Annotated in this window: 12 protein-coding genes; 8 read left to right on the top strand and 4 right to left on the bottom strand. The window is 41.8% G+C overall.

The window, feature by feature from the left end:
• Window positions 1-124: 124 nt before the first annotated feature.
• From infB to pnp, 8 genes are all read left to right on the top strand, one after another.
• Window positions 125-2,851, top strand: coding sequence for a translation initiation factor IF-2 (gene infB, locus ACQKCG_RS05815; protein ID WP_057757754.1), 2,727 nt, complete (start codon window positions 125-127; stop codon window positions 2,849-2,851).
• Window positions 2,852-3,052: 201 nt separating this feature from the next.
• Entirely contained in the window at window positions 3,053-3,442 is a 390-nt protein-coding gene (locus tag ACQKCG_RS05810) for a ribosome-binding factor A (RefSeq protein ID WP_102078739.1), read from the top strand.
• Window positions 3,443-3,451: 9 nt separating this feature from the next.
• Complete coding sequence (gene truB, locus ACQKCG_RS05805; RefSeq protein WP_134292259.1) at window positions 3,452-4,543, top strand: tRNA pseudouridine(55) synthase TruB; 1,092 nt, start codon at window positions 3,452-3,454, stop codon at window positions 4,541-4,543.
• Between the two features lie 377 nt (window positions 4,544-4,920).
• Window positions 4,921-5,445, top strand: a complete 525-nt coding sequence (locus ACQKCG_RS05800) for a type 1 glutamine amidotransferase domain-containing protein (protein ID WP_134292260.1) — start codon at window positions 4,921-4,923, stop codon at window positions 5,443-5,445.
• A 97-nt stretch (window positions 5,446-5,542) separates the two neighbouring features.
• Window positions 5,543-5,704, top strand: coding sequence for a hypothetical protein (locus ACQKCG_RS05795; protein WP_166739220.1), 162 nt, complete (start codon window positions 5,543-5,545; stop codon window positions 5,702-5,704).
• Window positions 5,705-5,818: 114 nt separating this feature from the next.
• Window positions 5,819-5,995, top strand: a complete 177-nt coding sequence (locus ACQKCG_RS05790; protein WP_166739221.1) for a hypothetical protein — start codon at window positions 5,819-5,821, stop codon at window positions 5,993-5,995.
• Window positions 5,996-6,377: 382 nt separating this feature from the next.
• On the top strand, window positions 6,378-6,644 hold the full coding sequence (gene rpsO / locus ACQKCG_RS05785) for a 30S ribosomal protein S15 (protein ID WP_045443035.1): 267 nt from the start codon (window positions 6,378-6,380) through the stop codon (window positions 6,642-6,644).
• Window positions 6,645-7,334: 690 nt separating this feature from the next.
• Entirely contained in the window at window positions 7,335-9,437 is a 2,103-nt protein-coding gene (gene pnp / locus ACQKCG_RS05780) for a polyribonucleotide nucleotidyltransferase (protein WP_101204658.1), read from the top strand.
• A 119-nt stretch (window positions 9,438-9,556) separates the two neighbouring features.
• Here pnp and ACQKCG_RS05775 read toward each other — a convergent pair whose 3' ends face one another.
• The 4 genes from ACQKCG_RS05775 to ACQKCG_RS05760 form a co-directional block, all read right to left on the bottom strand.
• Window positions 9,557-10,120 carry a hypothetical protein gene (locus tag ACQKCG_RS05775; protein WP_134292261.1) on the bottom strand — a complete coding sequence of 188 codons (564 nt, stop codon included), beginning with the start codon at window positions 10,118-10,120 and terminating at the stop codon, window positions 9,557-9,559.
• Between the two features lie 34 nt (window positions 10,121-10,154).
• Complete coding sequence (locus ACQKCG_RS05770; protein WP_134292262.1) at window positions 10,155-10,703, bottom strand: hypothetical protein; 549 nt, start codon at window positions 10,701-10,703, stop codon at window positions 10,155-10,157.
• A 142-nt stretch (window positions 10,704-10,845) separates the two neighbouring features.
• Window positions 10,846-11,103 (bottom strand): YheV family putative metal-binding protein, encoded by a 258-nt coding sequence (locus ACQKCG_RS05765; RefSeq protein ID WP_134292263.1) that lies wholly within the window; start codon window positions 11,101-11,103, stop codon window positions 10,846-10,848.
• On the bottom strand, window positions 11,104-13,314 hold the full coding sequence (locus ACQKCG_RS05760) for a M3 family metallopeptidase (RefSeq protein ID WP_134292264.1): 2,211 nt from the start codon (window positions 13,312-13,314) through the stop codon (window positions 11,104-11,106).
• Between the last annotated feature and the right edge of the window lie 41 nt (window positions 13,315-13,355).

Below are 13,355 nucleotides of genomic sequence, written 5' to 3'. Positions count from 1 at the left end.
TTGGTGATATGCTATTGAGAATAAAGCGCTGATATCTATTTATAGGTATCAGCCTTAACCCAATCATTTGTAGCCAACAACTGAATTGAACATATAGCAAATAATAGACAGTAGGTGATAATAAATGGCAGATAAGACCGTCAAAGAACTGGCAGAAATGGTAGGCAAAACTACAGATGCTGTAAAGCAGCAATTAGTAGATGCTGGCCTGCCTGCTCGCGCAGAGGATGACCTAGTCACCGAGCTTGAGCAAGAAAAGCTGGTGACGTATTTAAAGCAAAGTCATGGTCAACAAGAAAAGCGTCGTATTAGTCTTAAATCTAAGACGACCAGTACTGCACGTGTGACCGGCTCTTCTGGTAAATCTAAGAGCGTCAACGTAGAAGTGCGTAAAAAGAAAGTATTCGAAAAGCCTGATCCAGAAAAAATGGCTGAAGAGCTAGCCGCTCGTGAGCAGGCTCTAATTGAATCTCAAGAACGTGCAGCAAAAGAAGCTGAAGAACGCGCCGCTACTAAGAAAAAAGCGGAAGAGCGTCAAGCAGCAACGCTAGCAGCAATGCGCGCAAGCTTAGGATCTAGCAAAAAATCAGACGACAAGAATGATGATATTTCTACATCAGTTGTTGTCAAAAAAGGCGGTAAAGCGACGGCTGAAGTTAAGCCTAAAGAACAGCCGAAAAAGAAAGTTGCTGCAACTAAGCCTAAAGTTGAAACTGCTGCTGAGCGTAAAGCTCGCGAGACTCGTGAAAAAGAAGAAGCGCGTCTGCGTGAAATCGAATTAGAAACCCGCCGCACACAAGCTGAAGAAGCGCAAAAGCGTACACTTGAGCAAATGCGTAAAATGGCTGGTAAATATACAGATCGTGAACCTGTTACTGAAGTACGTAAAGATGAACCATTGGCTGAAGGTTTGGTCGGTGATGCACTAGAAGAGTCTTTCGAAAAAGAGCGTCGCGAAATCAAACGTGGTTCGAACAGTACTGGTACTCGTGGTCGTCGTCGTAAGAACCAAGATGAGCGCGAAATCAAAAACCGCAAAAACGGTTTGCGTTCAACTCAAGCATCACAGCATAAGTTTGAAAAACCTGTCGAAAAAATCGTCTATGATGTCGAGATTAGTGAGCAAATTTCAGTTGCCGATCTTGCTCAGCGTATGGCGGTTAAAGCTCGCGAAGTAACCAAATTACTTATGAAAATGGGTGAAATGGCTCGTGAGTCAGATACGATTGATCAAGCAACCGCAAGCTTGCTTGTTGAAGAAATGGGTCACAACCCAGTACCAGTTAGTGATACTAAAGTCGAAGATGACTTACAGTACGCAGTTGATGAGCGTAGTAGTAATATCCAGACTCGTCCACCAGTAGTGACTATTATGGGTCACGTCGATCATGGTAAGACCTCACTACTAGATAAAATTCGTGAAACGAAAGTTGCGAATGGTGAAGCGGGCGGCATTACACAGCATATCGGTGCTTACCATGTAAAAACTGATCGCGGTGTTATTACTTTCCTTGATACTCCAGGTCACGCAGCGTTTAGCGCAATGCGTTCACGTGGTGCTCAAGCGACTGATATCGTTGTATTGGTTGTTGCAGCTGATGATGGCATGATGCCACAAACAGCAGAAGCGATTGATCATGCACGTGCAGCTGGTACGCCGATTATTGTTGCTATCAACAAAATGGATAAGCCGGGCGCCGATCCTGACCGTGTTCTTAATGAATTAACGACGAAAGAAGTTGTTTCGGAAGAATGGGGTGGCGATACACCAATGGCTCGTATCTCAGCCAAAACAGGCGAAGGTATCGAAGACTTGCTAGAGTTCATTAGCTTACAAGCTGAGTTAATGGAACTAGAAGCACCATTAGACGGTGCTGCTCAGGGTGTGGTTATTGAATCGAGACTTGAAAAAGGTCGTGGTCCTGTCGTTAGTGTCCTAGTGAAAAAAGGTACATTGAAACAAGGCGACTTGGTTCTAGCTGGTGAGCATTATGGTAAAGTTCGTGCATTGACTGACGAGCATGGCCAACGTATCAAGTCAGCTGGTCCTTCTATCCCTGTAGAGATTTTAGGTCTGCCTGAAACACCTGCTGCTGGTAGTGAGTTCCTAGTTGTAACGGATGAGAAAAAAGCTCGTGAAGTTGCGGACTTTAGAACCAACCGTGAGCGTGAGCGTCAACTCGAACGTCAAAATGCGATGCGTTTGGAAAGCATGTTTGATCAGATGGGCCAAGGCGATGTGTCATTCTTGAATATCGTACTAAAAACAGACGTACGTGGTTCACTTGAAGCACTACTAGCTGCCCTAAATGAATTGTCTACTGACGAAGTAAAAGTCAGAGTTATCAGTTCAGGCGTTGGTCCTATCTCTGAGTCTGACGTAACCCTTGCCGAATCTAGTGAAGCGGTACTTTTAGGCTTTAACGTTCGTGCAGATGCTACCGCACGTCGCAAAGCAGACACTGCTAACATGGATATTCGCTACTATAGCGTAATCTATGGTTTGATCGATGATGTTAAATCAGCAATGAGCGGTATGCTTGCTCCTGAACATCGTGAGAAAATCCTTGGTGTCGCAGACGTTCGTGAAGTATTCCGTTCTAGTAAGTTCGGTGCTGCTGCTGGTTGTATGGTGGTTGAAGGTACAATTTATCGCAACAAACCTATCCGCGTATTGCGTGATGATCAAGTTATCTTTACTGGTCAATTGCAATCATTGCGTCGTTATAAAGAAGACGTTAATGAAGTACGTACTGGTATGGAATGTGGTCTGGCCGTTCGTGGCTATGATGTTGAAGCTGGCGATAAGATCGAAGTCTTTGAAATCCAAGAGTTCGCACGTACTATCTAAAGCTGCTGTTCGATAGCAGAGTATGTATCAATGCAATATGCGTAATCCGCTGAGCTGTTTAGATACTTTGCTAATATTCAGCTGTACTTAGGCCTAACAGGTACATCCTGCTAGGCCTTTTTTAGCACATATCAGTGCAACATCTATTAATCAGCAGACTTATACAGTAATAAAATAAGCCCATTAAAGTAAGGTAACAACATGAACCAACGTTTACAAAGATTGTCGGATCAGATTCAGCGTGAGCTTGCTGTTCTTATTCGCGATGAAGTCAATGATCCTCGTTTGACTGGTTTTGTCACAATCTCCAGTGTCAAAGTTAGCCCAGATTTAGGCTATGCAGATGTCTATGTCACTATCATGGAGCCTGAGCTCAATGATGCTATGAACAAGACCAATCATGAAGAAAGCATCAAAGTATTGAATAAAGCGGCAGGGTTTTTGCGTACGGAATTAAGCCATAGCTTAAAGACACGTACTACGCCGCGCCTACGTTTTCATTACGATGAAGTAACGGCTCGTGGTAACTACATGATGGACTTGATTAGCAAGGCCGTGACTAAAACTGAGCAAAACGAGAATGACGAGTAAATTATTATTATGTCTATAGCGTCTAAGCAAGTTGATAAAAAAGCCAATAAAGTACCTGAAAAAGTAAAAGTTTCAGGTGTCATATTGGTGGATAAACCCAAAGGTATGACCTCGCAGCAAGTCGTGTCAAAAGTGAAGTATTTATTTAAATCACCGATACACGATAGTAAAAAGGCAGGACATACAGGAACGCTTGATCCGATGGCAACTGGCCTGTTGCCTATTTGCCTGGGTGAGGCCACCAAGTTTAGCCATTATCAACTGGATGCTGATAAATCTTATCAAGCGACTATCTTGCTAGGTAGTCAAACCGATACTGGTGATGCTGATGGCCAAATCGTAACGAAGGCTTCTATCCCAGAGTTTGATGAAGCCTCATTAGTGACTATTGCACAGCAGTTTTTAGGTGCTCAGCAGCAAATACCACCGATGTATTCAGCGCTAAAAAAAGATGGTAAAAAACTGTATGAATATGCTCGCGCTGGCATTGAGGTTGATAGACCACCTAGAGATATTACGATTAAAGCAATCAATCTACAGATGATAGATAATACCCAGATTAATCTAACGGTTACTTGTACTAAAGGTACTTACGTACGTGTATTAGCGGAAGATATTGCAAAGCAGCTAGGTACGCTAGGACATTTGACGGCATTACGTCGTACACAAGTAGGGAACTTCAGCATTGATGATGCGATCGCTTTATCATCATTAGAAGAGCATGGTTTAGAGGAGCGTCAGTCTTGGCTGCTGACTATCGATGCTTGTATTGATATCGATGCTGAACTGACGCTGACAGAGGAGCAATGCGCCCGCGTACATATGGGGCAGCGCCTAAACGTATTTGATGAGCTGACAGGTAAGCTCAAAGATTATGTTGCTAATATGGTTTCTAACCAACTATCTAATAATAGCTCTGTTAGTGTTGATGATAACGCTAGTACCAATGGTAAAACTGATACTGATCTTGATGTGCCTCAGCTCCTAGAGCACGAAATTCCAGTTGATATACGTCTACTCAATGAGCAGGGAGAGTTTCTTGGTTTGGGATCTGTGAGCTTAAACGGACGTTTACAACCTAAGAAATTGATTCAGCGCTAATAGTAACGTTTTCATCAATGTTACTTAAATAGATAAAATACCACCTAACATTGGCCTGATTTACTAATAGTTTACACTAATCACATACCGTCACATTTTATTGCAGGTTTCGCCTATGGTGAAACCTGTTTTTTTTGTACTCTGGATTCATCAGATAGGGAATGCTGAGTTAAAAAATAAAACGGATAAATATTACAAAAATAAAAAATTGCTATAAAGTTAATAATTAAAATAATAGCCAATTAAAAGTAAAGTCAATGCGGAAAGGATGCATTTTAATAAAAATAAAATAGTTCAAAGGAAAATGTACTACCGAATAATAATATTATAAAAATATACTGGCTCACAAAAACTAATAGATAAGAAGAAGGAAAGTTATGAAAACGATCGCTTTTTTACTGCATAACCACTTCGAACAAGCAGAGTACGAAGACGTTAATAATCAGCTAAAAGACAAAGGCTACAAAACACTTCTCATAACAACAAATGATAAAAAAGAAGTGCAAGCCATGCAGCAAGACGTAAATAAGAGTGATACTTTTACTGCTGATATCTTTGCAGAAGATGCCAACGTTTCTGAGTATGATGCATTGGTGTTACCAGGTGGTACTGTCAACGCTGATACTATTCGTGGTAACGAAAAGGCTCATCAAATTATCAATGCTATTAATGAAGCAGGAAAGCCATTAGCTGTTATTTGTCATGCTCCTTGGGTTCTCGTCAACACAGGTATTGCTAAAGGCAAAACCCTTACCGCTTACCCTACGTTGCAACTAGATTTAGAAAATGCTGGAGCGAACTACGTAGATAAGACAGTACAAGTAGATGGTAATCTTATTACTTCGCGCAACCCAGATGATATACCCAATTTTGTTGATGCCATAGACAAAGCTTTATCTTAGAATTTTGAATTCTAACTAAACAATTTCAGTTAATTAAGTACTATTAAATTTCAAATTTTTATAACTAACATTTATAACCATAACTAAGGAAGATACTATGTCAAACTCTAACCCAAACGATACTAAGCTTGAGCAACAACGTTCTGATTCAGCAGAAGCAGCACTTAAAGGTCAAACTGAAGACAATCACAATGAAAATAGCGAAGCAGCAGCAGAACGTATCGCAGCTAATTTAGAAAACGCGAAAGAAGACAAGTAAGTTTTTAATATGCCACCTGTAGTAGGGTGGCATTAATACGTTTATAGTTTGCACGTCTTATGATCGATGAGTGCAACTACAGTTAGTCCACAAAATAATAATTCAGGAGCTAATATGAGTAATTCACCGAACAATATGGACGAGCAAGAAAAAGAGATTGAAAAGCTTGCAGAAGAAATCAATCCAAGCGAGCATACTGCCCCAGACAGTCTAGCAGAAGTGACTACTGCCGCGCCTCTTGAAGATGATGAACTAGGCGGCAATGCAAAAGAATCTGATGTTAATGAGTAGTCTGCTTAGGTAGGATGTTAATAGCTAGTTATCTGTAGGATATTAGTTACTAGAAATTAAATGTCGCTTTACAAGTATTATGAAAAACTGCTGCTAGTTCAGCAGTTTTTTGTTATAATTACCCCCACATTTAAATTAGGTTTTGGATGATGTACTGTAGTTAGCCCATTACTTTGATTAAGTAGTGCTATAGCTAAATACAATGTACGATTCAAAACGTACTAAATGGTTGTTAACTGAGCTTGTCGTACACTAGGTCAACTCTAGTAATGCAGGGTTGTCCTGAATGGCGTACAGGTTATTTTATTTATTATTCTATTGCTTTAATACTGACTCAAATTGCAGCCTGTATTTAAAGTTTTTAGCATTGCCGGAGATATTTATGCTAACTAATACCGATCGTGAACAAATCATCGCTCAATACCAACGTGGCGAAAATGACACTGGTTCCCCAGAAGTTCAAGTAGCTTTGTTGAGTGCTCGTATCAATGATTTGCAGAACCACTTTAAAGCACACAAAGCTGACCATCATAGCCGTCGCGGTCTTATCCGTATGGTTAACACGCGTCGTAAACTGCTTGATTACTTAAAAGGTAAAGACCTTGGTCGTTACACTACTCTAATCAGCCAGTTAGGTCTACGTCGTTAATCTAACGACAATAGTACGAGTGGATGCTGAATTTTTTGCTAAATCGCTTGGAACTTGTTTGTTGTTATCGATAAAATAGATTTTTCTAAAAACGGTGTGGAATAGTTTCACGCCGTTTTTTTATGCTTATTCGTTTTAGATACCGTGTTCAAATAGTAAGAGCTATAACTCCTTCTATAGAATCGTTAAGAGGGATATTGGTACAAACTGTACTAACCAAGTCTCAAGTACGGTATTTCCTGACGATAATTGCGCTACTGTGCAATTAATTGGTCAATGGCTATAAATCACTGTAAAATAATGCCTTGTGAGTTTGATAGCGCATCTGCTACAGATATGGCGATTATTGATATAATATTTATTATTTGGCTTGGTAATCAGCGCAGATAGCTGATATTTGAAAGTTCAGAAAATAGCCTATAGGGTTTTTAGCATCGAAGTCTTTTGACTTAATGTCTTTTTGATAGTATTTATAGTAAAGCCAAAATTGCACGACCGAATATACATAATAGTACGATGTCTAACTCAGACAAATATATGAGATAACCAAGTAACGTTATTGGCATTGGTTGCGATGATTTTTAATAGAAAACATGTCAACTGATAGCCATATACACAGAATTTTAATGACAGATATCAGCTCTTTTTGACGCTGATATCAGTTTTGTCAGTCAACATTAGGAAGATTATATGACAATGTTCAACACCATTAAGCGTGAATTTCAATATGGCAACCAGCAGGTTGTTATCGAGACAGGCCGTATTGCCCGTCAAGCAAACTCTATTTTAGTACATATGGGCGGCGTAACAGTATTAGTTGCAGCAGTCGTAAAATCAGAAGCTAAAGAAGGTCAAAACTTCTTTCCGCTAACGGTTAATTATCAAGAAAAAATGTATGCAGCGGGTAAAATCCCAGGTGCTTACGGCAAACGCGAAGGCCGTGCGAGCGAATTTGAAACCTTAACTTCACGCTTGATTGACCGTCCGATTCGTCCGCTATTCCCAGAAGGCTACGTAAACGAAATCCAAATCACCGCAACAGTTGTATCATCAGATAAAACTCAGTCTGCAGATATCGCTGCACTAATCGGTGCCTCAGCAGCATTGGCTATCTCTGATGCGCCATTTAATGGTCCTGTTGCTGCCGCTCGTGTTGGTTTCATTAACGGCGAATACGTTCTAAACCCAACATCTGAGCAGCTTGAAACCAGTGATCTAGACTTGGTTGTGGCTGGTACTAAGTCTGCGGTATTGATGGTTGAGTCTGAAGCGGCAGAGCTGTCAGAAGACCAGATGTTAGGTGCAGTATTGTACGGCCATCAGCAACAACAAATCGTTATTGATAACATTGCTTCAATGGCTGAAGAAATTGGCACTGCTAAGCAGCAATATTCTGCTCCTGAGCGTGATCAAGCACTTACCAGTAGCATGAAAGAGCAGTTCGGCGAGCAAGTTGCTGACGCTTATACCATTACTGATAAGCAAGCACGTTACACGAAGCTTGATGAAATTAAGCAATCAATTATTGATGCACTTGCTGGTGATGCTGAGTCAGAAACTTATGCTGATACCGTATCTGAGCTTAAAGAAATCTATAACGACCTTAAATATCGTACTGTTCGTGACAACATCTTGTCAGGTAAGCCGCGTATCGATGGTCGTGACCCTGAGACAGTTCGTGCGCTTGACGTACAAGTTGGTGTATTGCCATATACGCATGGTTCAGCATTGTTCACACGTGGTGAGACGCAGGCATTGGTTACTACCACACTTGGTAACAGCCGTGACGTCAACATGATTGACTCACTAGGTGGTACGATTCGTGACCATTTCATGCTGCATTACAACTTCCCGCATTTCTCAGTTGGTGAAACGGGCCGTGAAGGTATTCCAAAACGTCGTGAAATCGGTCATGGTCGTTTAGCGCGCCGTGGTGTACAAGCAATGTTACCAGATAGTGAGCGTTTCCCGTATGTGATTCGTGTGGTATCAGAAATCACTGAATCTAACGGTTCATCTTCTATGGCTTCTGTTTGTGGTGCAAGTCTGGCATTGATGGACGCAGGCGTACCTTTAAAAGCACCAGTTGCTGGTATCGCGATGGGTCTGGTTAAAGAAGGCGATCGTTTTGCTGTATTGTCAGATATCTTAGGTGATGAAGATCATCTAGGTGATATGGACTTTAAAGTAGCCGGTTCTAAAAATGGTATCACTGCACTTCAGATGGATATCAAAATCGAAGGTATTACACCTGACATCATGGAGCAAGCACTTAAACAAGCTCATGCAGGTCGTATCCATATCCTAGAAGCAATGAACCAAGTATTGCCTGAGAGCCGTACTGAAATCAATGCTCATGCACCAAACTACGCGGTTATCGAAATCAACCCGGACAAGATTCGTGACGTTATCGGTAAAGGCGGCGCAACTATCCGTCAGCTAACGGAAGAAACTGGCGCGGTTATCGATATTGATGATGCAGGTACTATCCGTATCTTTGGTGAAAACAAAGCAGCGACCAAGGCAGCTATCGGTAAAATCGAAGCACTAACTGCTGAAGTTGAAGTTGGTAAAACTTATGAAGGTACCGTTGCTCGTATCGTCGACTTCGGTGCATTTGTAAATGTCTTGCCAAACACGGATGGTCTAGTACATATTTCACAAATCGCAGAAGAGCGCGTAGAGAATGTGTCAGACTACCTAAAAGAAGGTCAGGTCGTTAAAGTACTTGTACAAGACGTTGACAACCGTGGTCGTATCAAACTAACTATGAAAGGTGTTGAGCAGAACTAATACTCAATATCTGATGTGGTTTAAATAAGAAAAAACCGCCTTGAAATGCTCGTTATGAGTATTCAAGGCGGTTTTTTTATGTGTCCAAAAAGATGATGACTGGCTAGCTAAAAGGCCATTTATAACTCAATGCTTTTAGGCAGGTGTATATCGATACGAAGTTTTGGTAGGTCTTGTAAGTACTCAGTTAGTAATGGCAAAGTATCAGCATGCCAGTCTAAAGGCAGGGTATCTACTGTAGTGCTTTCACTGGATACGATATCACGTGGTCTGCCTGAGATAAGTGGCCGCGCAAGCAATGCAACTCTGCGTATGCCTTGGTAACGTATAAGCGGCATTATTTGCTGTTGCAAATCAATCAAGGCAGCAGTCAGCCAACGTGTGCGCGCTGGATGATAAGGATGGTTTGATATCACAAGGTTGGCAATATAGTTTGGCTGGTTACCGTTACTACTGATACCAAGTCCGACCTGCTCACGTGTACGCTTATTAAGTAAGCAGCTACCAACATTCAGACTACCATCGCGGCATGCACGATGATAGCGACTATAGTTATCAGGAAATAGAGTTTTCGCTCGTGTGAGTACAGGATCTAAAACGATACCAGTATTGTTGACAGGTAAAACAAGCAGCTGTGCATTGCTATTTAAAATAGAGGCATGTGTGAATTGCAAAATCGCCATCGTAAGCCTCTCTATAACCAAATCAAGTATACGGTTATTGAACCGTCGCTTTATTAGAGTCGTTTGCTTCTAACTGAGCAATTTGTTGTTCGAGTAGCGCAATTTGTTCTGCCTTCATATCAGTCAACTGCTTATTCATAGCCACTTGTTCAGCGGCTAACTTTTCTTGTTCGGCCAGTCGCTGACGCTCATCTTCTAAACGATCAATCTCTTCTTTAGCCAAGCTGTCATTTTCTGGTAGAGGCGCATCTAATATAGCAGTAGGATTTGGTATCGCGTTATTGTCATTATTGGCTGCTTCAGAGTTTTCATCCATGAGCACACCATCGTTAATCACAGAGTCATCTATTAATTCCGAAGTGCTGTCTTTGGCTAATTCTGTCTGTGCTTGGTCAGTTACTGGTGCTGAAGTGGCGTTATCTACAGGGAGTGTGGATTGAGTGCCAGTCCTTCCTACGATAAGGTAGACAATGATAATAAGTAGCAATATGGAGATAAGTACTACCAAAATTTTCTGACGTGATTTAGTCTGTTTCTTCTTAGAAGTGTGGGTGGATGAAGGCCGGATATTGTCTGGTTTCATATTATGATCGATTCATGTCAAGAATATAAGTAGCCATACTATAGCAAACTCAAAATAAAAAGCCTATCTATCGATAGATAGGCTTAATAGACCGTTAAATAATAAAGTATTTAATCTAGTTTCAAGTGTAAGTGCTAGATAGCTAAGGCTTAAATTTTACAGTGCCGCTGGTGCCAGTTGCCATCGCATCACGAGCCATCTGATCTTCTAAATGGTTCTTAGCACTAATGGCATCAGGGTCAGGGCGATGCTCTGTGTGTCCGCACTGAGTACATTCAATATACTCATCTGGGGCAGGGGTGACGATATTGACTTGCACCACAGCATCCATCTCCTGACATTTCGGACAACGTACCCCTGCTAAGAATCGGCGCTTAGGACTAGATGACTGATAACGCATTTAAATGACCTCGCGCGTCGTTTGAGTATTTGCGGCATCGATATTTTTAGCATCAGTGAAACCATTATGACGTAGCAAGGCGTCGATACTGGCGGTACGACCGCGGAAATTTTCAAAGTTGGTCTTCGCTGGGAAACTACCGCCAACAGATAAGATGGACTCACGGAACGCTTTGCCTGTCGCTGGGTTGAAAATACCGTCTTCTTCAAACTTACTAAACGCATCAGCTGATAGCAGTTCCGCCCATTTATATGAGTAATAACCTGCAGCATAACCACCCGCGAAGATATGACTAAAACCATTAGCAAAACGGTTATAGTCAGGCGTTTGCATAACGGAGATATCATTACGGACAGTATTGAGCGTCTCTAAAATACCATCGTAATTAAGCGCTGGCGTATGAGCATGAATGAGTAAGTCAAATAGAGCAAACTCAATCTGACGCAGCGTCTGCATGCCGCTTTGGAAATTTTTCACTGCTAATAGTGCATCAAGTTTGTCTTTAGGTAATGGCTCACCAGTCTCAACGTGACTACTGATAAGCGCGATACCTTCAGCGTCCCAAGCCCAGTTTTCCATAAACTGACTAGGAAGTTCGACCGCATCCCACTCGACGCCATTGACGCCAGCGACATCACCCACCGTCACTTGGGTTAATAAATGATGTAACCCATGACCAAACTCGTGGAATAAGGTTAATACTTCATCATGGGTCAATAAACTAGGTTTGCCATCAAGTGCTGGCGTGAAATTACCAACCATAAAGCAAACGGGCAGCTGCTGATGGTTCTGTTCTTCGTAGTTATAGCGAGATTGAAAACCACTCATCCATGCACCGCCACGCTTACCGCTACGCGCAAACAAGTCAAAGTAGAAGCCACCGAGCAAGCGATCATCAGCATCGAATAATTGATAAAAGCTTACATCGTCATGCCAGCGAGAGACTGAGTCACTTTCTGCATTTTTATGGCTTTGCTCTTGTACTTTGATACCGTATAGACGCTCAACGATAGTGAACAAGCCATTAATCACTTTGGGTAATGGGAAATATGGACGAATTTCCTCTTGCGATAAACTGAACTCACTTTGTTTCACTTTTTCAGCGATGTAGGCGCTATCCCACGGTTGCAATTCGTCAATGCCATAATCGCTTGCGTATTTCTGTAGCTGTGCCAAATCTGCTTTGGCAGCAGGGGTTGCTTGCGTTGCTAAGTCACGTAAGAATGTTTCAACTTCTAAGACGCTATCTGCCATCTTGGTCGATAGCGATACTTCAGCATAATTTGCAAAACCAAGTAGCTTGGCTTTTTGCTCACGTAATGAGAGTATTTGACTCATATTGTCAGCATTATTTAATGAGTTTCCTTTTGCATTGGTATGCGTATCAAACTCAGAAGCACGCGTAACATAAGCACGATACAACATCTCACGCAGGCTGCGATCGTCCGCATGAGTCATGATCGCTAGATATACAGGGATATTTAAACTGGCCACATAATAAGGAGTAGGAAGTGCATCTACATCAGCTTGGCTAAGAGCATCGCTAGCAAGCTCACGCGCTTTGTATTGCTCGCCTGCATCTGCCAATAGTGCCAGACCGCTCTCTGTTAACCCCTTTAACTGAGAATCTTCTAAAGGCAGGGCAAATGCTTGTGTCGCATCCAAGATATTGTCCGAAAAGGTTGCAGACAGGGTTGATAACTCACTTTGGATAGCGGCAAACTTTTCTTGCTCAGCTTGAGGTAACGCAACGCCTGATAACTCAAAACTACGTAATGCCAGTTCGATTGCACGTGCACGAGCAGGCTCTAACGTAGCAAAGAAATCTGTGTCATTGACGATAGTTTGATAGCGATTAAACAAAGGCTGATGCTGTCCAACTCGCGTACCGTAAGCAGATAGTTTTGGTAGCAGCTCATGGTGAACATGACGAATCTCATCATTGCTCATCACGCTATTGAGATGCGACAAAATACCCCAGCTACGATCTAAAGCCAAATTGATATGGTCAAAGCTCATCACATCTGCCAAAGCTTGTTCAGCGCTTATTTTTTCAGCACTTGCTTTTTCAGCACTGTCGCTTTCTATCACGGTTAAGGTATCTAAAAAAGCATTGGCAGCATCAATAGCGTCAATCACTTGATTTTGTAAGGTATGTGGCGCAGTGTCGGCAAAATCGACAAGGCGTAAATCTAAAGGAGCAGGTGTCATATAGGTATCCGATATCAATGAATTATTATTAATCAAAATGA

The sequence above is a fragment of the Psychrobacter sp. NPDC078929 genome, from assembly GCF_050267985.1.
In the GTDB taxonomy this organism is placed as follows: Bacteria; Pseudomonadota; Gammaproteobacteria; order Pseudomonadales; family Moraxellaceae; genus Psychrobacter.
Note: the sequence above shows the minus strand (reverse complement) of the source record. Positions and strands in the feature narration are given on the sequence as shown.